The organism is Aeromonas sp. QDB25 (genome assembly GCF_027707725.1).
Lineage (GTDB): Bacteria > Pseudomonadota > Gammaproteobacteria > Enterobacterales > Aeromonadaceae > Aeromonas > Aeromonas caviae.
Genome location: NZ_JAPCIZ010000030.1, coordinates 1 through 18,608 on the forward strand (window position 1 = coordinate 1; position 18,608 = coordinate 18,608).

The 18,608-nt window shown below is 61.9% G+C and carries 15 protein-coding genes and 1 pseudogene; 4 read left to right on the forward strand and 12 right to left on the reverse strand.

Annotation, left to right across the window (positions count from 1 at the left end):
• Window positions 1–266 precede the first annotated feature (266 nt).
• A pseudogene (locus PG883_RS12110) lies at window positions 267–770 on the forward strand (tetratricopeptide repeat protein); the annotation flags it as partial.
• 45 nt (window positions 771–815) lie between these two features.
• Here PG883_RS12110 and PG883_RS12115 read toward each other — a convergent pair.
• From PG883_RS12115 to PG883_RS12125, 3 genes are all read right to left on the reverse strand, one after another.
• Window positions 816–2,024, reverse strand: a complete 1,209-nt coding sequence (locus PG883_RS12115) for a tyrosine-type recombinase/integrase (RefSeq protein WP_113738890.1) — start codon at window positions 2,022–2,024, stop codon at window positions 816–818.
• A gap of 601 nt (window positions 2,025–2,625) precedes the next feature.
• Entirely contained in the window at window positions 2,626–5,754 is a 3,129-nt protein-coding gene (locus PG883_RS12120) for a multidrug efflux RND transporter permease subunit (protein WP_052816337.1), read from the reverse strand.
• Window positions 5,755–5,768: 14 nt separating this feature from the next.
• The gene (locus tag PG883_RS12125) at window positions 5,769–6,926 is read right to left on the reverse strand and encodes an efflux RND transporter periplasmic adaptor subunit (protein WP_270807236.1); all 1,158 of its coding nucleotides are present in this window, start codon (window positions 6,924–6,926) and stop codon (window positions 5,769–5,771) included.
• A gap of 155 nt (window positions 6,927–7,081) precedes the next feature.
• Here PG883_RS12125 and PG883_RS12130 point away from each other — a divergent pair, with 155 nt between their 5' ends.
• Window positions 7,082–7,810 (forward strand): response regulator, encoded by a 729-nt coding sequence (locus PG883_RS12130; RefSeq protein ID WP_270807237.1) that lies wholly within the window; start codon window positions 7,082–7,084, stop codon window positions 7,808–7,810.
• Complete coding sequence (locus PG883_RS12135; protein WP_270807238.1) at window positions 7,807–8,886, forward strand: ATP-binding protein; 1,080 nt, start codon at window positions 7,807–7,809, stop codon at window positions 8,884–8,886. Before PG883_RS12130 ends, PG883_RS12135 begins: the two co-directional genes overlap by 4 nt.
• A gap of 145 nt (window positions 8,887–9,031) precedes the next feature.
• Here PG883_RS12135 and PG883_RS12140 read toward each other — a convergent pair whose 3' ends face one another.
• From PG883_RS12140 to PG883_RS12150, 3 genes are all read right to left on the reverse strand, one after another.
• A complete protein-coding gene (locus tag PG883_RS12140) occupies window positions 9,032–10,522 on the reverse strand; it encodes a SulP family inorganic anion transporter (RefSeq protein ID WP_052816333.1) in 1,491 nt (496 codons plus the stop codon).
• Window positions 10,523–10,841: 319 nt separating this feature from the next.
• Entirely contained in the window at window positions 10,842–11,417 is a 576-nt protein-coding gene (locus PG883_RS12145) for a DJ-1 family glyoxalase III (RefSeq protein ID WP_052816332.1), read from the reverse strand.
• Window positions 11,418–11,447: 30 nt separating this feature from the next.
• The gene (locus PG883_RS12150) at window positions 11,448–12,395 is read right to left on the reverse strand and encodes a ketopantoate reductase family protein (RefSeq protein ID WP_039040714.1); all 948 of its coding nucleotides are present in this window, start codon (window positions 12,393–12,395) and stop codon (window positions 11,448–11,450) included.
• Between the two features lie 358 nt (window positions 12,396–12,753).
• Between PG883_RS12150 and PG883_RS12155 the strand changes: the two genes are divergently transcribed.
• A complete protein-coding gene (locus PG883_RS12155; RefSeq protein WP_010673357.1) occupies window positions 12,754–13,236 on the forward strand; it encodes a YajQ family cyclic di-GMP-binding protein in 483 nt (160 codons plus the stop codon).
• A gap of 102 nt (window positions 13,237–13,338) precedes the next feature.
• Here PG883_RS12155 and PG883_RS12160 read toward each other — a convergent pair whose 3' ends face one another.
• From PG883_RS12160 to PG883_RS12185, 6 genes are all read right to left on the reverse strand, one after another.
• Entirely contained in the window at window positions 13,339–14,181 is an 843-nt protein-coding gene (locus tag PG883_RS12160; RefSeq protein WP_041211271.1) for a nucleoside-specific channel-forming Tsx family protein, read from the reverse strand.
• Window positions 14,182–14,337: 156 nt separating this feature from the next.
• Window positions 14,338–15,741 (reverse strand): AmpG family muropeptide MFS transporter, encoded by a 1,404-nt coding sequence (locus PG883_RS12165; RefSeq protein WP_048208191.1) that lies wholly within the window; start codon window positions 15,739–15,741, stop codon window positions 14,338–14,340.
• An 85-nt stretch (window positions 15,742–15,826) separates the two neighbouring features.
• Window positions 15,827–16,156, reverse strand: coding sequence for a hypothetical protein (locus PG883_RS12170; RefSeq protein WP_052816331.1), 330 nt, complete (start codon window positions 16,154–16,156; stop codon window positions 15,827–15,829).
• A gap of 114 nt (window positions 16,157–16,270) precedes the next feature.
• Window positions 16,271–16,822: a peptidylprolyl isomerase gene (locus tag PG883_RS12175; RefSeq protein ID WP_010673361.1), complete on the reverse strand. Its 552-nt coding sequence runs from the start codon at window positions 16,820–16,822 to the stop codon at window positions 16,271–16,273.
• Window positions 16,823–16,836: 14 nt separating this feature from the next.
• Window positions 16,837–17,409: a YajG family lipoprotein gene (locus PG883_RS12180; RefSeq protein WP_039040711.1), complete on the reverse strand. Its 573-nt coding sequence runs from the start codon at window positions 17,407–17,409 to the stop codon at window positions 16,837–16,839.
• Window positions 17,410–17,433: 24 nt separating this feature from the next.
• Window positions 17,434–18,567: a methyltransferase gene (locus PG883_RS12185; RefSeq protein WP_052816330.1), complete on the reverse strand. Its 1,134-nt coding sequence runs from the start codon at window positions 18,565–18,567 to the stop codon at window positions 17,434–17,436.
• Window positions 18,568–18,608: the final 41 nt, after the last annotated feature.

Below are 18,608 nucleotides of genomic sequence, written 5' to 3' on the forward strand. Positions count from 1 at the left end.
AAAGCAGCCTTGCGCTCACTTGAATAACGAGCCATTCGACACTCTTTATCCGCCCCCGGTCTTCACATTTAGATTATTCAGATTAGGCGACAACTATTCTGACACCGGGGGAACAGCCGCGAGCAATCAGCGCCCGTGAAGCCGCAGACGTGTTTGGCGTCTCGCCTTGGTCCATAGAGCGAGATTTTGCCAGGGTTCGAGCGTTGTCCGGGATCGTTGTGTTCGATGAGCAACGAGTACCCAGCAAGGGTGGGCAGCAGTATCTACTGCGGGTGCTGCAGGTAGACCGGAAACAGCAGATCTATTGGTTAGGGAAGGCTGCTGACGGTGGCGTACCCAAGGCGTTGTTCGAGCTGGTGGATTTACAGCATAAATAAGGTGAACTGGCGCAGGCCAGAGCCAGTTATGCCAAGGCCGCCCAACAAGGACACATTCTCGCCCAGTACACCTACGGTGAAATGCTGCGTCTGGGACAAGGGGGAAAAGAGGATTACGCGCTTGCTCTCAAGCAGTATCGCCTAGCGGCCCAGCAGGGCGACCGCCAAGCCCAATACCGAATGGGGACATTGCGTGAGGAAGGCTTGGGGGCACCTCGTAACCGGGTGCATGCTTATGCTTGGCTGTCACTGGCGGCGACAGAAGGAATGCCTGAGGCTGTACGGGCCCGTGATGAACTCGAGGCCGCGATGACCAAGCCGGAAGTCAAACAAGCGCAGAAACTCTCTGAGCACTGGTTTGGCAAGATGTCATCAACGGCTAAGAAAAGCTAAAAAAAAGAACATAGAAGGAAGCGGCCTTGGTGGGCCGCTTCCTTCTTATTCAGTTGGTGAATTACCGGATACAAACTCAGCCCACGCATCCATCATTGGACGCCGCTGATCCAGCAAGTCCGTGCGGTGGTAGGCGGCTTCTACCTTGTTCTGCACTGTGTGAGCTAATGCTCGTTCAGCGAGATCCCGCGCATAGCCCTGCTCGCTGCACCAGTCTCGAAAGCTAGAACGAAAGCCATGAGCAGTGGCCATTCGGCCAGGTGTGCAACTCCCTGCTTTGGCTCTTCTCAGAAACATCGTCAACACTGTGTCTGAGAGCGGTACTTGGTCTCTGGGGGATGGGAATACCAACTCGTCATGTAATCCCCTTAACCCTTTCAGGATTTCGACGGCACGAAGAGATAACGGAACACGATGTTGTTGTTTGGCTTTCATACGCTCGGCAGGCAAAGTCCAGACCCTTGCCTCCAAATCGACTTCTGACCACTTCATGGCTCTGACTTCACCTGAACGGCAAGCAGTCAGGATCAAGAACTCCAGCATGGAGCGGGTTACATCGTACTGTTGCGTTGTTCTCAGATGTTTTTGCACAAATGCAGGGATATCACGCCAAGGCATCGCAGGCTGATGTTCTACCCGCACAGACTTGCTGGGTTGTGCCGGTAGTAAGTGGCCAACCACATCTACTGGGTTTGCAGAGGTATAGCCGTGGGCCCATGCCCAAGCCATCACTGCGTGTAGGCGCTGCTTAACACGGCTTGCTGTTTCCGGGATCGTCAGCCATATCGGTTGCAAAACGGAAGCGATATGAGCTGGGGTAATCGCATCAATCGAGATAGCGCCAATGGTAGGAAAGGCATATTGCTCCAATGTGGTGATCCATTGCTTACCATGTTTGGGGTTCTTCCAGCCGGGTAGCAAGCTTTCGTAGACTAATCTGGCAGATGCTTCCAACGTCGGGATCTTCGGTTTGTTCTGCTCCTGAAGCCGGACCTCTAGCGGATCCAGATTATTCGCCAGCTGTTCCCGCATTGCCTGTGCGTCTCGAGCTGCGTCAGCGATGGAGATCTCGGGGTAAGTCCCGAGACCAGCATTCCGCCGTTTCTTTGTAAGTGGGCTGACATAGCGGAATACCCACTTGCCTCTGCCCTTGGCGGTAGAAGGGTGTAGCGTCAAGCCTGTAACGCCACCGTGGGCAAGGGGTTTATCTTCCGGCTTTATGCTACGAGCTTTGGTATCGGTGAGGATCGCCATCAGGTAACCTCCTTGAGAATTGAATATGCCACGCAGTATGCCACCAGGCATGCGCAGTGGTAATATGTGATTGGGGTGAATTGGACAGTGTTTGTGTCTAATCTATTGATGGTAAAGGATTTGCTGGGTTTGCGTGGAGTTGATTGGACTTGATTGCGGCGGGCACCTCCTCCGCCATCTATATAGCCCAACTGATTTATTCAGTTGGGCTTTTTCGTATTCGCGCACCTACATGCAGGTGCCATTGAGTGACAACCTGAGCGGGGCTCTCCCACCCGTCAGTTCCTTCAATGGTGGCCAACAAGATGCGGACGAGCACGGCCAGGCTGCCCGTCAGTCCGGTGGATGTCTGGCTCGAACGCCGAGCCTGTCTCTTTCACGGTCTCGATGGCCTCTGTTGTCTGAACGCTGTCATTGTCTGGGCCGTTAGATTGCTGCCGCCAGTGACGATAATCCCGCCTCCCGTGCTCTCCTGCCAGCCCATGCCTTCTCACCTTGGCCGCCACCACAGCGCCCGTGATGACACTGGAAGTGAGGGCTGAGAGCCACTCCCTGCAGCCCCCTGCCGGCATTGCCGAGCGCCAGACATCAGGGGGCAACATCATGACGCTCTCCGCTGCGTGGCTCGTCTGGCCCTCCAGGCCTGAATGCGCGCCTGGGTGCCGATGACGAAGACAAAAAAGACCGGCACGAAGAAGATGGCCAGCAGGGTGCCGCTGATCATGCCGCCGAACACGCCGGTGCCGATGGCATGCTGGGTCTCCGCGCTGGCACCGCTGGCAAGCATCAGCGGCACCACACCGAGGGTGAAGGCCAGCGACGTCATCAGGATGGGGCGCAGACGCAGGCGTGCGGCGGTCACAGCCGCATCAAGCAGCGAGCGCCCTTCGCCGTGCAACTGGCGGGCAAACTCCACGATGAGGATGGCGTTCTTGGCCGACAGGCCGATGATGGTGATCATGCCCACCTTGAAGAAGACGTCGTTGGGCATGCCGCGCAGCATCACCGCCGCCACGGCGCCGAGCAGGCCCAGGGGGACCACCAGCATCACGGAGAGCGGAATGGACCAGCTCTCGTAGAGCGCGGCCAGCACCAGGAAGACCACCAGCGCCGACAGCAGCATCAGCAGGGGGGCCTCGGCCGCGGACTGGCGCTCCTGCAGCGACTGTCCCGTCCAGGCCAGGGCGAAGCCTGGCGGCAATTGCGCCACCAGGCGATCCATTTCCGCCATCGCGGCGCCACTGGACACCCCGGGGGCGGCACTCCCGGAGAGACGCACGGCGGGGAAGCCCTCGAAGCGCATCATCTGTTGCGGCGACTGGCGCCAGGTCGGCGTCACCACCTCCCGCAGGGGCACCATGCCGCCGCTGGCATTGCGCACCCGCAGGCCGAGTACGTCATCGAGCTGCATGCGCGCCTTGGCGTCGGCCTGCAGGATGACCTGCTGCATGTGCCCGCCGTTGGGAAAGTCGTTGATGTAGAGCGACCCCATCGCCGCCGACAGGGTGCTGCTCACGCTGGTGAACGAGAGTCCCATGGCCTCGGCCTTCTGCCGGTTGATCTCGAGGTGAATGCTCTCGCCGGGGGGCAGGCTGTCCGGATAGACATCGCTCACCACCTCGCTTTGGGCCGCCAGTGCCAGCAGTTGCGCCTGGGCGGCCAGCAGCGCGGCCTCCCCCTGGTTGGCCCTGTCTTGCAGGAAGAGCGTGAAACCCGAAGAGGTGCCCAGTTCGTCGATGGCGGGCGGCAACAGGCTCATCACAGTGCCTTCCTTGCTGTTGGCCATGGCGGCCTGTGCCAGCTCCGCCTCTTCGGCGGCCGTGGCACCATGGCGCTGGTCCCACTCTTTGAGCATGGTGAAGGCCATGGCCGCATTGGGGCCGGCGCCGGAGAAGCTGAAGCCCTGTACCACCAGGTTGGTGTCGAGCGCCTCGCGAGAGGCCACATGGGCCTCGAACTCCTTGATGACGGCCAGGGTGCGCTCGCTGGTGGCGCCGGTCGGCAACTGGATGGAGGTCATGAAGTAGCCCTGATCCTCGTCCGGCAGGAAAGAGGAGGGCAGCTGGGTGGCCGTAATGGCCAGCACGGCGCAGAGGGCAAGGAAGGCCGCCATCATCCGTCCGCTGCGCCCGACCAGCCGGGTGACCCGAACGCTGTAGCCTGCGGTGAGCCGCTCGACGCCCCGGTTGAAGGCGCCGAAGAAGCCGCGCTTCTCATGGTGATCCGGGCTGACCGGACTCAGCAGGGTGGCGCAGAGCGCCGGCGTCAGGGTCAGGGCGAGGAAGGCGGAAATCAGGATCGACACCGCCATCGACAGGGTGAACTGCTGGTAGATGACCCCCACGGAGCCGCTGCCGAACGCCATGGGGATGAACACCGCCGTGAGCACCAGGGTGATGCCGATCACCGCCCCGGTGATCTCCTTCATGGCCCGCGATGTCGCCTCCCTGGGCGATAGCCCCTGGGTGGCCATCAGGCGCTCGACGTTCTCCACCACCACGATGGCGTCGTCGACGATGATGCCGATGGCCAGCACCATGCCGAACATGGTCAGGGAGTTGATGGAAAAGCCGGCCAGCAGCATCACCGCGAAGGTGCCGAGCAGGGCGATGGGGGCGACGATGGCCGGGATCAGGGTGTAGCGCAGGTTCTGCAGGAAGAGGAATATCACCAGGAACACCAGCACCATGGCTTCCAGCAGGGTGTGGATCACCTTGTCGATGGAGACCTTGACGAAGGGGGCCGAGTCAAAGGGGATCGAATAGGCCATGCCCGCCGGCAGGGTTGGCGAGAGCTGGGCAAGACGGGTGCGTACCGCATCGGCGGTGCGCACGGCGTTGGCGCCGGGGGAGAGCTGGATGGCGGCGCTGGTGGCAGCCACCCCGTTCTCGCGGTTGGAAAAGGCGTAGGATTGCGCCCCCAGCTCGACCCGGGCCACGTCACCCAGCACCAGCTTGGCGCCATCACTACCGGCCCGCAGCACGATGGCGGCGAATGCCTCGGGAGTGGTCAGCTGCCCCTGTACCGTGAGGGGAACCGTCAGTCGCTGGCCAGGCAGGGCGGGTTCGTCGCCGAGGCGCCCCGGTGCAATCTGCACGTTCTGCTGCTCGATGGCCTGCGCCACCTCGCTGATGGTCAACCCGTAGGCGGCGAGCTTGCCCGGATCCACCCAGATGCGCATGGCCTGCTCGGCGCCGAACAGCTGCACTCGCCCCACGCCGTCGATGCGGCGCAGCTCCTGCACGATATTGCGGGCCATGTAGTCGTTCAGCGCGACCTCATCGAAGCGGCCATCCGGTGAAGTCATGCCGACCATCATCAGAAAACCGGACGAGGCGGACTCCACCTGCAGGCCGGTTTGCCGCACCGCCTGTGGCAAGCGAGGCTCGACCGCCTTGATGCGGTTTTGCACGTCCATCTGGGCCAGCTCCGGATCGGTGCCCGGCTTGAAGGTGGCGGTGATCTGCGCGCTGCCGGAGGCATCTACCGACGACTCGAAGTAGAGCAGGTTCTTCACCCCCGACAGCTCGCGCTCGATCAGGCTCACCACCGCATCGTTCAGGGTCTGCGGCGTGGCGCCCGGATAGGTGGCATAGAGGGTCACCGACACCGGCGCCACCGAGGGATAGCGGGAGATGGGCAGCTTGGGGATGGCGATGACCCCCGCCAGCACGATGAAGAGGGCGATCACCCAGGCAAACACCGGGCGATGAATGAAAAACTGCGGCATGAAATGTCTCCGATTCAACGGTTACCGGCGTCAGCCTGCTGGCTGACGGCGGGGGATTGCCAGGGATGGGCAATGACTTGCGTCCCCGGGGTCAGGCGGTCGATCCCCTCGATCACCACCCGCTGTCCGGCGTTGAGCCCGGACGTGATGCGGTACTGGCTATTCACCAGTTCAGCGGTGTTGACCGGAACCAGTTGTGCCTGCCCCTGGCCATCCAGCACCCACACGCTGGTCTGGCCCGATGTGCGCACCACCGCCTGCTGAGGCACGCTCAGGGCGTTGGCATAGTGAGCCCGGGGAATGCGCGCCTGCACGTAGAGGCCGGGCAAGAGCCGCCGCTCCGGGTTGTCCACCAGTACCCGCAGCAGTACGTCGCCGGTCCCGGCATCCACCTCGATGCCGGAGAAGAGGATGTGCCCCTGCATGCCGAGCGGCTTGCCGTCGCTGCCGAGGATGTCCACCGCCAGTTCCGGTGCCGTCGAACCAGCCTGCTGGCGCAGGGTGTCGAGCACAGAGGCTGGTTGACGCACATCGACGTAGACCTGATCGATCTGCTGGATCCTGGCCATGGGGGTGGCGTCGGTGGGGGACACCAGGGCCCCTTCACTCACCAGCGCCTGATCGATGCGCCCGGCGATGGGGGCCTCCACGCTGGCAAATTGCAGGTTCAGCTGGTGCCGGGCCAGGGTCGCCCTGGCCTGAGCCACGTCGGCGGCCGCCTGATCACGCTGGGAGACCGCATCGTCATAGGTCTGGCGGCTGATGGCCTCGGTGCGCAGCAGCGGCACCAGACGGTCAATCTGGATACGGGCGCGGGCCAGCACGGCCTCCGCGCGCTGCAATGCGGCGGCGGCGCTGTCGACATCCGCCTTGAAGGGGGCCGGATTTATCTGGAACAGCACGGTGCCAGCGTTGATCTCGGCACCCTGCTCGAACAGGCGGCGCTGCACGATGCCGCTGATCTGGGCCCGAATTTCGGCGCTGCGCACCGCGGCTACCCGGGCGGGCAGATCCTCGCTGATGACCAGGTCCTGACCTGCCAGCGTCATCACCGACACCTGAGGAAAGGCCGGCGCATCTTGCGCTTGCGACGCCCCATCGCAACCTGCCAACCCGAATGCGGCAATGACGGCGAGCAGGGTGCCCGCATACCGCTGTTTGACAAACATCATATTCACCTCGTTAAACCGCCTCCCGGGCATGGTGCTGCCGCGAGAGCACATCGAGCGGGCATTATGGAGAGGGGCTATTGCGAATGATTCGAGGCTTTGTGGAGAATCCATGGAGGCGGTGATAAAGTTCAAACCCCCCATTTTCGAGGCCGACCATGTCGTATCTTCCTGCTTCCGCCAACCCGGCGGCCCAGTCACTGGTACTGATTGCAGAGGATGAAGCCGAGATAGCCGACATCCTCGCCGCTTACCTGCAACGCCACGGATTGCGCACTTTGCATGCCGCCGATGGCCGCGAAGCCCTGGCCATGCACCAGACATGCAAACCCGATCTCCTGCTGCTGGATGTGCAGATGCCGCAGCTCGACGGCTGGCAGGTGCTCAGCGAGATCCGGGCCCGTGGCGACACGCCGGTGATCATGCTGACCGCCCTGGATCAGGACCTCGACAAGCTGATGGGGCTGCACATGGGGGCGGATGACTATGTGGTCAAACCCTTCAACCCGGCCGAAGTGGTGGCCCGGGTACAGGCGGTGCTCAGACGCAGCCAGGCAGCGAAACAGGCCACGGCCCGGGTGCTGCGGGTCGGCCCCTTCCAGATCGATCTGGAGAGCCACGAGGCCAGCATTTGCCGCGATGAGGGGCAGCAGGTGCTGGATCTGACCCTGACCGAGTTCAAGTTGCTCGCCTCCCTGATGCGGGTACCCAAGCGGGTGTTCAGCCGCGCCGAACTGCTGACCCACTGCCTGCCGGAGGGGGATACCCAGGAGCGCACGGTGGACAGCCACATCAGCAAGCTGCGCAAGAAGCTGGAGGCACAGGGCATCCAGGGGGTGCCCGCCAGTGTCTGGGGCGTCGGCTATCGCTTCGGGGGCGATGCGTGAGATCGGCCCCCGGCCTGCGCAGGCAGATCATCCACTCCCTGGGGCTGATGGCGCTCGGCATCATCTGCCTCGCGGTGATCGGCACCTATGTGTTCTACGCCATTGCCGTGACCTATGTGCCTGGCAGCATTTCCGAGAGCTGGATGCCCTCCAGGGTCGAGATGATCTGGATTGGCTCGACCATTCTCATTGCATTGGGGATGGCGCTGTACGTGGCGGTGCGCCTCTCTCGCCGCATCCTGACTCCGCTCAATTCGGTGGCGAACAGCCTGCGCGAGGTGGCAGAGGGCAAACTCGATGCGCGCGTGCCGCTGGATGAACAGGCGATCGGGGAGACGGCGCAACTGGTGCGGGACTTCAACACCATGGCCGAACGGCTGCAGAGCATGACCCGTGAGCGGGAGTTCTGGAATGCCGCCATCGCCCACGAATTGCGCACCCCGGTGACCATCTTGCGTGGCCGCTTGCAGGGGCTGGCCGAAGGGGTATTTCCGCCAGAACGTGCGCTCTTTGAAGGTTTGTTGCGCCAGGTGGAGGGATTGACCCACCTGATCGAAGACTTGCGGGTACTCAGTCTCAACGACAGCGGCCACCTGGAGCTGCAACGAGAGGCGATCAGGCTGGCCGACGAGCTTGCCGTGGTGCTTGAGGCGTTTGCCACCCCCCTGGCCGCGAGCGGTTTCACTATCAAGCGGGAGCTCGATGCCGAACTCTGGGTCTGTTGCGATGCTCTTCGCATCCGTCAGGCCCTGATGGCGCTGCTGGAAAATGCCCAGAAGCATGGGGTGCCGGGCATGCTGACCGTGCGCCTGCATCGTTCGGGCACCCAGTGCATCCTGAGCGTGGAAGACGAAGGGCCCGGCATCAGCGAGGAGGTCGCCGCCCATATCTTCGAGGCGTTTCGCCGGGGGGATCCGTCACGCTCACGCAAGAGTGGCGGCAGCGGGCTCGGGCTGGCCGTGGTCAAGGCCATTGCCGAGGCTCACGGCGGCAGTGCGGTCTGCCAATCCGGCGGGCGGGGCGGCACCCTGTTCCTGCTTTCCTGGCCCCTCTTGCACCCTGACGGCAGGTCATGACCCCGCATTGCCGCATCGGCTCGGGATGGGCGCGCCGAGGCGCGTGTGTTGACTGTGATCCAACAGCCCAAAAAAGCCCATCTCATGGGGAGAGACGGGCTTTTTTTATGGCTTGCAGGCAGCGCCCTCATGGGGCGCACCGGGATCAATGCTCGGCCAGCAGGGGCTCTCCCTCCTGGCATTTGTCGTGGATGGCAAAGCGATCGACCAGGGTGGCACTGGCGTCGTTCAGGCCGATGACCGCCACCTCTTTCCCCTCACGGCGGAACTTGATGACCACCTTGTCGAGGGCCGTGATGGCGGTGATGTCCCAGAAGTGGGCGTGCGTCAGGTCGATGACCACCTTCTCCACTTCCTCCCTGAAATCGAAACCGGCCAGGAACTGCTCGGCGCTGGCAAAGAAGACCTGGCCCCGCACCAGATAGGTACGCACGGCGCCGCTGCGCTCGCTGTCGCTCTTGACCAGCATGACGCGGGCAACCTTGTGGGCGAAGAAGAGGGAGGCGAGCAGCACCCCCACGAAGACCCCGAGTGCCAGGTTGTGGGTCGCGACCACCACGGCGACGGTGGTCGCCATCACCAGGTTGGTGGAGAGGGGGTGGCTCTTCAGGTTGCGTACCGACTCCCAGGAAAACGTGCCGATGGAGACCATGATCATCACGGCCACCAGGGCTGCCATGGGGATCTGACGGATCCACTCATCCATGAAGACCACCATCAGGATGAGCAGGGTCCCCGCCACGAAGGTGGAGAGGCGGCCGCGGCCACCGGATTTGATGTTGATGACGGACTGGCCAATCATGGCGCACCCCGCCATGCCTCCCAGCAGACCGGCGCCGATGTTGGCGATCCCCTGACCCTTGCACTCGCGGTTGCGATCGCTTGGAGTGTCGGTCATCTCGTCGACGATGGCTGCCGTCATCATGGACTCGAGCAGTCCCACCACCGCCAGCCCCGCTGAGTAGGGGAAGATGATGGCCAGGGTCTCCAGATTGAGGGGCACGTCGGGCCAGAGGAAGACCGGCAGGGTATCGGGCAGCTCACCCATGTCGCCCACGGTACGGATGTCGATGCCCAGGGTGATGGCCACCGCCGTCAGGATGACGATGCACAGCAGGGGGGAGGGGAGCAGTTTGCCCACCACGGGAACGAGCGGGAACAGATAGATGATGCCAAGCCCGGCCGCGGTCATGGCGTAGACCTGCCAGGTGACGTTGGTGAGCTCGGGCAGCTGGGCCATGAAGATAAGGATGGCCAGGGCGTTGACGAAGCCGGTCACCACGGAGCGGGAGACGAATCGCATCAGGCTGCCGAGCCTGAGGTAGCCCGCCGCTATCTGGAAGAGGCCGGTGAGCAGGGTGGCTGCCAGCAGATACTGCAGGCCATGTTCCTTGACCAGGGTCACCATCAGGAGTGCCATGGCGCCGGTGGCGGCGGAAATCATGCCGGGACGACCGCCGACGAAGGCGATGACCACGGCGATGCAGAAGGAGGCATAGAGGCCGACCTTGGGGTCGACGCCCGCAATGATGGAGAAGGCGATGGCCTCCGGGATCAGCGCCAGGGCGACGACGATGCCCGACAGCAGATCGCCCCGTATGTTGGAGAACCACTCTTGTCTTGCACGTTCCAGCATGGGGATTTTCTCGCTCGTTGAGGATCCATGGCCACAGGCCCGCAAATCAGGGGAAATGGCGGGGATCACAGGGTTGGATTGGCTGTTGATGGCCGGGTAAACCGGCCGGTCGGCATAACCGGAGTCAGGCGGCAGAGGCCGCACAGGGCAGGGTCAGGGCGGCGTGACGGCCACCCCAGAGCACATAACAGGCATAAGGGGCGCATGTTAACAGCCGGTGCCAGGCCGGGGAAGCCCGGATTGTTTTATCTAGCACAAGAGCAGCCAACATAGACCAAACAAGGGGGCTCTGCCGTTTTCAGAGAAGTGATTGATGCGATTATGGCAACACCGAAGGGGGCAACACCATGGGACCGGCCACCGTACGGGCTGCCTCGTCACCTCGCAGTACCCGTACTATCTCGAGGGCGAACTCGATGGCGGTACCCGGGCCCAGGCTGGTGATCAGGCGATGGGCTTCATCGGTCACGACCCGCGCCGTGCTCAATTGTGTCGCGGGCAGACGGGCCTGAAAGCCCGGATGGCAGGTGGTGCTCGCATTCCCCAGCAAGCCGTGATGGTGCAGTACCACGGCGGGTGCGGCGCAGATGGCGGCGCGCCAGCGGCCGAGGCCTGCCTGCTCCCGTAGCAGGTCGATGGCGAGGGGGGTGTCGCGGATCACTTCGCTGCCAGGCAGACCGCCCGGCACGACCATGGCATCGAAGTCACGGGTGGTCAGCTCGTCGAGATGGCAATCCGCCACCAGTTGCACCCCGCGAGAGGCGCGGATCTGGCGCGCTCCTGTGGGGCAGCAGGAGGCCAGCACCACATCGATGCCACCCCGAACCAGGGTATCGACGATGGCAACCGTCTCTATCTCTTCCGACCCGGGGGCCACCAGTACCAGTACGCTCATCCTGCACTCCTTGCTTGCCAGCTGCTCTGCTCAGCGCTTCTCTTTGACGGCCTGATAGAGGCCCTGATTGACCGGCACCGCGATACCGTGAAGGGCGGCCTTGCCCAGCAGGAAGCCGGTGATGGCTTCGATCTCGGTCTCGCGGCCCTGTTCCATGTCCTGATACATGGAAGAGTAATTGTCGGCGGTGAGCTCCACCACCATCATGACGCGGCGCAGCAGCTCTTCGCTGCCGGTGGGCTGACCTTCGGCCCGCATGACGTCAGCCACTTCCACGCAGATTTGCTGCAGGGCATCGGCAAAACGCGGACCGGCCAATTCGCCGTTCTTGAGCTTGTAGAGCGCGGTGAGGGGATTGATGGCGCAGTTGACGGCGAGTTTCTGCCACTGACGTGTCAGGATCTGCTCATCCCAACCGGCCTGACCCAGGGCGCTGGCCAGCTCGTCGGCGAGGTGGGCATGGGCACGGGCCGCTTCGTTGATTGGGCCCAGCCAGGTCTCCCCCTTGCCGGTGTGGCGGAACACGAAGTGGCCGCTCTGCATGGCGCCATGGCTGGTGACGCCGGCGATCACCGGATTGTCGGGGAAGAGTGCGACCACCTGATCGGCGATCCCCATGCCGTTGTGCAGCAGCACGATGGGCACCCCTGCCGCCAGTTGCCCGACCAGGGGAGTGAGGGCCGATATCACCTGCCCCGCCTTGGTCATCACCAGCAGGCGTTTGATGCTGCCCGGCTTGTCGATGAAGGCGCGTTCGATGGCCAGGAGCTGGGTATGCCCCTCAAGTGAGGTAAAGTCGACGCCGGGGTGCAAGGTGGCACGATGGCGCTCGCGCAGCAGGAGGCGGGTTGCTTGGCCGCTTTGGGTCAACAGGGAGGCGAAGACGCCGCCCAGGGCGCCGCAGCCCAGCAAGGTCCACTCGGGAGAGACAGGGTGACGGCGTGTTTTCAGGTTGTTGTCGCGTAATCCGCTTGGCATGAAGAGGCTCGATCATGGGAAGGGCTGCCATCCTGTCAACCGCCAACCCGGGATAAGGGAAGATGTCGCTTGGTGAATACCTGGAACCGGTGCATGAGCTGGTTGCCGGGTCGTGCTCAAGGTTCATGCGCAGCCAGGGAGCCTCATGTATGCATGAACATGCGGGTGTCTGGGCTGCACTTCACCGAGTGTCGGACCTCTCGCGGTCGCTCCTAAACGGGTTCTAACGGGTCTCACCATTCCTGTGCGCAGGGGATTCTAGCAGAGCAATCCCATCGAAATCAGCAAATTTGCCCGTTTTCTGGTAGATTTGCCCACCTGTCAGCACAACCTGAAGTACAGCATGAGGAGCCCGGCTATGCCGTCATTCGATATTGTCTCTGAAGTCAAAATGAACGAGGTGTTGAACGCCGTTGATAACGCCAACCGTGAACTGGCGACCCGTTTCGATTTTCGTGGTGTGGAAGCCAGCTTCGAATTGAACAAGGAAGAAGTGAAGCTGGAAGCCGATGCCGATTTCCAGCTCAAGCAGATGGTCGAGATCCTGCGCGGCGCCCTGCTCAAGCGCCAGATCGAGAACAGTTCCATGGATGTGGGTGACAGCGTCCACTCCGGCAAACGTTTCCACCTGACCGTGAAGTTCAAGCAGGGGATCGACAAGGAAGTGGCCAAGAAGCTGGTGAAGCTCATCAAGGACTCCAAGATCAAGGTGCAGGCTGCCATCCAGGGCGACGAGGTGCGGGTCACCGGCAAGAAGCGCGACGATCTGCAAGAGACCATGGCCTTGGTGCGTGGCGCCGAACTGGGCCAGCCGATGCAGTTCCAGAACTTCCGCGACTGATGGCGAACGGGGAGGGCGCGGCTCTCCCCCCACTGCCAGCATGAGGGCATAAAAAAACCGGAGCAGCTGCTCCGGTTTTTTGTATCCGTGTGACGAGTTCGATTAGAACTTGTAGGTCACGGAGAAGTAGTGGCTGAAGCCAGAGCTCTTCCACGGGGTACCGTCGTAGGCGGTGGAACCGTCTTTGGTGCCGTAGGCATCCATGAAGTACTTCAGGCCGTAACCGACGGCGTAGCGGTCGGAGTGCCAGTAGATACCGTGGAAGGTAGCCAGGTTGTCGCTGGTACGGTCAGCACGGTTGTGGGTGTCCAAGTCGAAGGCGTAGTCCAGGTAACCCTGATAGGAGACGAAGCTGCCGTTGCTGAAGGTGTAGAAAGGCTTGAACCAGTTCATGGCGAACCAGTAACCGTTCCACTCACCCTCTTCTTCGGTGAAGAACTGGTTTTCGGTGGCGTGACGAGCATACAGGTTCATGCCCACTTTGCCGAACCAAGGCACTTGTACATCAGCACCCAGACCGATCATGTTTTCCATCTGGTTGTCGCCGATGTTGTTCAGAGAGGCGATGTAAACCTCTTGCACCGGACCGAAGGAGAGATCTTTACCAGTCAGCGCATCCAGAGACATACGCGGCGCAAACTTCATGAACAGGTTCTGACCCTTGTGCTTGTCGCTGTGACGGGAGTCGAAGATATCGAAGACGTCGACGTAACCGTACAGGTCAAACAGGCCGGAGCGACCACCGAATTCCATTTCGAAGTAGGTGTCGTTGTAATCTTCAGCACCTGCAGTGAAAGGACGTTGGTCGATGGTGTGCATCACGTTGAACTGCATCCACTTGTAGTCGTTCTTGTGGATGTCGCCGCTGTAGTCGGCAGCGAAGGCCGGGGTGGCGGAGGCAGCCAGCAGACCGGCAGCGATCAGAGTCTTGGTAAATTTGGCCATTTTATTGGTCTCTTGTGCGTTAGTTGAGGTTTTCCGTAGCCTGCCCACAAGGAGCGGGAGGGATTCTAGCCAAATAAATTCAACGGATAAACAAGCACCAGGGAACTTTGTCAGGATTTGTGAATCTAATCACCCCCTAAAATGCGCAAACGCTTGCTATTTGTGCGTTTGTGGTGACAAGGTGCTGCCTCGTTTGGCAACCATGATGATCAGGATCATCACCGGAATGCCGAGCAGACTGGTGCCGATGAAGAAGTGGCTGTAGCCGATCTGCTCCACCACGCGACCAGAAAACCCCGCCAGCAACTTGGGCAGCAACAGCATGATGGAGCTGAACAGGGCGTACTGGGTGGCGGAGAAGGCTACGTTGGTGAGGCTCGATAGATAGGTTACAAACGCAGCCGTCGCTATGCCGGCGCTGAGGTTGTCCAGCGAGATGATCAGAGTCAGCAGCTCCAGGTTGTGGCCCACTTCGTTGAGGAGAGCGAACAGCAGATTGGTGCTGGCGGTCAGCACGGCGCCGAGGAACAGGATGCGCAGGGTGCCAAAGCGCATCACCAGCACGCCCCCGAGCGCGGCTCCCACCAGCGTCATGATGACACCATAGACCTTGGTGATGGTGGCCACTTCCGTCTTGCTGAACTGCAGATCCACATAGAAGCTGTTGGACATCACCCCCATCACCACGTCCGAGATGCGATAGCAGGCGATAAGCCCGAGGATCAGCAGGGCCGAGGAGCCGTAGCGGCGAAAGAAGTCGGCGAAGGGACACCAGATGGCCTCGTAGGTCCAGGCCCCCAGCCCGGCCAGCGTGGGTGACCAACCCCGTGCCAGCAGGGTAGCCTTGCGCGCCATCTGCTGCTCGTCCTGACTCTTGAGATCGATCTGCGGCTCGTGACTCATCAGGGTGGTGAGGATGCCAAGAGACATCAGCCCTCCCATCAGCAGATAGGTGAGCTGCCAGCCGCGATAGTCATAGCCGCTGTTGCTGCCGAGCCAGGCCGCCAGCGCCAGCGCCCCCGCTCCCGCCATGATCATGGCGAGTCGATACCCCGTCATATAAGAAGCGGCCATGGCCGCCTGCAGCCGCTCGGGAGCGGATTCGATGCGATAGGCATCGATGACGATGTCCTGGGTGGCAGAGGAGAAAGCCACCAGCAGGGCGAAGAGGGCCAGTTGGGCGAGCTGGGTCTTGGGATCGCAATAGGCCATCCCCACCAGGGAGAGGGCGATCAGCACCTGGGAGAACAGCATCCAACTGCGTCGTCGCCCAAGCAGCCGTGACAGCAGGGGCAGGGGCAGCCGATCCACCAGGGGCGACCACAGCCACTTGAAACCGTAGGCCAGTGCAACCCAGCTCATGTAACCGATGTCGGTCAGGCTGACATCCGCCTCGCGCAGCCAGAACGAGAGGGTGCCAAAGACCAGCAGCAAGGGCAGGCCGGAGGAGAATCCCATGGCGAACAGGATGAGTACCCGCGCTTCCAGATAGACGGCGAGGGCATCTCGCCAGCGGGTGGCGCGGCCCGGTGTGTGACTGGGCGGGCGGAGATTGTTCAACAGCCTGACTCCTCTGGGAAAAGGGGGTCATTTTGTCAGGTTCGGCAGGCGTAGCCAAGGCAAGCCGAGTGGCGGGCGGCAGGTTTCAGGGACGTGAGCCGATGCAGTGGTGCGGGCAGGGGCCCCCGTCGGCGAGAAAATTGGCGCAGGCCATGAGTTGCAGGCGCAGCGCGTCATCACAGAGGAGGCGCTGCTCATCCCACAGGTGCAGGCTGTGAAGCAGATGCCAGAACACTCCTTCCTGTGCGTTGGCGGGGGTTTTGTCCATGGGGATCACGCAGAGCGCCTGCCAGTGGGAGAGGAGCTGCCAACTCAAGTCTTCCAGCTGCTGATAGGGAATCTTGCGTGCCAGAAAATGGCGAACCGCCTGGGCCAGCGGGCCGGCGTGTTGGGTTATGTAATCATGACAGGTCACCGGCTCCTCCTTCTGGTTCTGCTCCCCGATGCGTGGCACACATCGGGGAGCAGAGTATAGAAAAAGAGACCGGTGACCCGTTCAGGGACGCGGTGGAATGTGATCCGGGCCGCGTTATTTGTCCGCGAGCAGCACCACTTTCTTCAGGATGATGGGGCTGGTGGGGACGTCGTTGGCACGCAGGATGGAGCTGTAGCCGGTCTGGACCTGGGCCAGTTTGTCCAGCACCTCCATCCCCTTCACGACCTGGCCGAACACGGTGTAACCGGCGCCGGCATTGGCGTTGAGGTTGTCGTTGTCCACCAGATTGAAATAGAACTGGCGAGTGGCGCTGTCGACCGCCTGGGTGCGGGCCATGGCGATGGTGCCGCGCTTGTTGGGCAGGCCGCCTCTGGACTCGTTGACCACGGGATCGAAGGTCGGCAGGGGCTGGAACTGCTGGTTGTAGCCTCCACCCTGCACCACGAAGTTCTGGATCACCCGGTGGAACAGGCTGCCGTCATAGCTGCCGTCTGCCACGTAGCGCAGGAAGTTCTTCACGGTCTGGGGCGCCTGTTTGGGGGCCAGCTCCACGACGATGGTGCCATGGTTGGTCTCCATCTGGACTTTTTGACCGGCAAAAGCCAGGGGGGCGATCAGGGTGACCAGTAACCAGAGTTTCTTCATTTATATATCCTCGCTCAGCTCGGCTGACCCTTGAGATAACCGCGCAGCGCCTCGTCGGCCATGATCTGCTGCAGCACGCTGCCCAGCTGCTGGTTCAGAGTGGATTCCAGATCGGCCATGCTCGGTTCGCCCGGGCCCTCCTTGCTGGAGGACATGTTGAACTGCTTGGTCAGCTTGCTGCCCTGGAAGTCCGCAATCACCTGCAGGCTGACGCGGGACTTGGTGACATAGGTGAAGGTCTTCTCTTCCACGGTGACGGCGGCAGTGGAGATGGCCAGCGTCAGGTTGGTGGTGCCGCTGTTGCCCACTTCCAGGCCCTGGCTGCGCAGCCCTTCCGCCAGTTTTTCAGCCAGCAGGCTGTTGAGAGGCTGACTGCTGTTCACCAGCACAGGAGCCTTCTCTTTCTTCTTGATGGAGAAGACATAGGCGGCTTCACGCTTGTCCACCCCTTCCATGGTGATGCGGTTGCCGGAGTAGTACTGCTGGTTGGAGGGGATGACTTGCGGGTTGAGCAGGGCGCTCTCGGGCCAGTGAGTAGCACAACCGCCCAATACCAGAGCGGCCAGCAGCAAGAGTGACTTTTTCATCATGGGTTTCCTTTAGCTTTATCTTTAGCGTTTGATGGCTTTCAAAATAACGAATTTGCTGTTCGACGCAACGACTTGTGCGTTGCCAAACAGGCGCTTGAGTTTGTTGTGATAGTCCAGATGACGGTTGCCTACTATCCAGAGTTCGCCCCCCTGAGGCAACACCCGGTGGGCGTCGCTGAACATCTGCCAGGCGATGTGATCGGTGATCGCCTGCAACTGATGGAAGGGGGGATTGCAGAGGATCCTGTCCGCTGCCCCGACGGGAACGTCATCGAGACAGTTGTTGACCATGAAGTGGGCACGGGGCAGGGCATCGGGCAGGTTGTGCTCGACGTTGAGCCGTGCGGACGCCACCGCCATCCGGGATTCGTCGATGAAGGTCACCTCCACCTCGCTGTCCCGCGCGAGCAGGGAGAGCCCGAGCACGCCGTTGCCACAGCCCAGATCGATCACCCTGCGGGCACTGTGGATGGGCAGGTTGTCCAGCATGAAGCGGGCGCCGATATCCAGGCTGGTGCGCGAGAACACGTTGGCATGGTTGTGGATGAGCATGTCGGTGCCTTCCAGCGGCCAGACGGTCGGGAAGGGACTGGTCAGGGACGGGCGCTCGGCGGCCGGGGTGCAATGAATGAGGCGCGCCTTCTTCCAGGCGAGCGAGGTGCGGGTCTCCCCCAGATACTTTTCGAACAGCTTGAGGGTGGAGGTGTGGATGTCCTTGGCCTTGCCGGCAGCAATGATGCGGGTCGCAGGGGTCACGACCCCGCGCAGGGCAAGCAGTTGCTGCTCCAGCAGCGCCTGATACTTGGAGACCTTGATCACCACCAGGGCGGGGGCATCGGGCAGGGGGGCCAGGGCATCCTGCAGGGTGATGGAGTGGGGATCCAGCCCGTTTTCCGCCAGGTTGGCCAGGGTGGCCCGCTCGCTGATGTGGGAGTCGGTCACGCAGACGGGGGCGTGGGCATGCAGGTAGCCTGCCAGGGCACCGAAGCCGTCGTTCATGATGATGACGGGGCCGTCAGGTGCCTGCTGCGATTCGGCAAGGTGGCTTATCAGGTACTCGTCCGCCGCATCCCAGGCCTGCAGGGGGTCCTGGCTCTGCCGTGGGTAACGATACAGGGTCAGGCGGCAGTGGGCCGTGTCGAGCAGGGTTTGCATAGGCAAGAGTCCAACGTGTGATTGATGAATGGCGACCGTCT

Bases quoted from the DNA above. Each gene is read 5' to 3' on its own strand.
- PG883_RS12115 (WP_113738890.1), bottom strand. From the start codon at position 2,024: ATGGCGATCCTCACCGATACCAAAGCTCGTAGCATAAAGCCGGAAGAT.
- PG883_RS12120 (WP_052816337.1), bottom strand. From the start codon at position 5,754: ATGCCGCAGTTTTTCATTCATCGCCCGGTGTTTGCCTGGGTGATCGCC.
- PG883_RS12125 (WP_270807236.1), bottom strand. From the start codon at position 6,926: ATGATGTTTGTCAAACAGCGGTATGCGGGCACCCTGCTCGCCGTCATT.
- PG883_RS12130 (WP_270807237.1), top strand. From the start codon at position 7,082: ATGTCGTATCTTCCTGCTTCCGCCAACCCGGCGGCCCAGTCACTGGTA.
- PG883_RS12140 (WP_052816333.1), bottom strand. From the start codon at position 10,522: ATGCTGGAACGTGCAAGACAAGAGTGGTTCTCCAACATACGGGGCGAT.
- PG883_RS12145 (WP_052816332.1), bottom strand. From the start codon at position 11,417: ATGAGCGTACTGGTACTGGTGGCCCCCGGGTCGGAAGAGATAGAGACG.
- PG883_RS12150 (WP_039040714.1), bottom strand. From the start codon at position 12,395: ATGCCAAGCGGATTACGCGACAACAACCTGAAAACACGCCGTCACCCT.
- PG883_RS12155 (WP_010673357.1), top strand. From the start codon at position 12,754: ATGCCGTCATTCGATATTGTCTCTGAAGTCAAAATGAACGAGGTGTTG.
- PG883_RS12160 (WP_041211271.1), bottom strand. From the start codon at position 14,181: ATGGCCAAATTTACCAAGACTCTGATCGCTGCCGGTCTGCTGGCTGCC.
- PG883_RS12175 (WP_010673361.1), bottom strand. From the start codon at position 16,822: ATGAAGAAACTCTGGTTACTGGTCACCCTGATCGCCCCCCTGGCTTTT.
- PG883_RS12180 (WP_039040711.1), bottom strand. From the start codon at position 17,409: ATGAAAAAGTCACTCTTGCTGCTGGCCGCTCTGGTATTGGGCGGTTGT.
- PG883_RS12185 (WP_052816330.1), bottom strand. From the start codon at position 18,567: ATGCAAACCCTGCTCGACACGGCCCACTGCCGCCTGACCCTGTATCGT.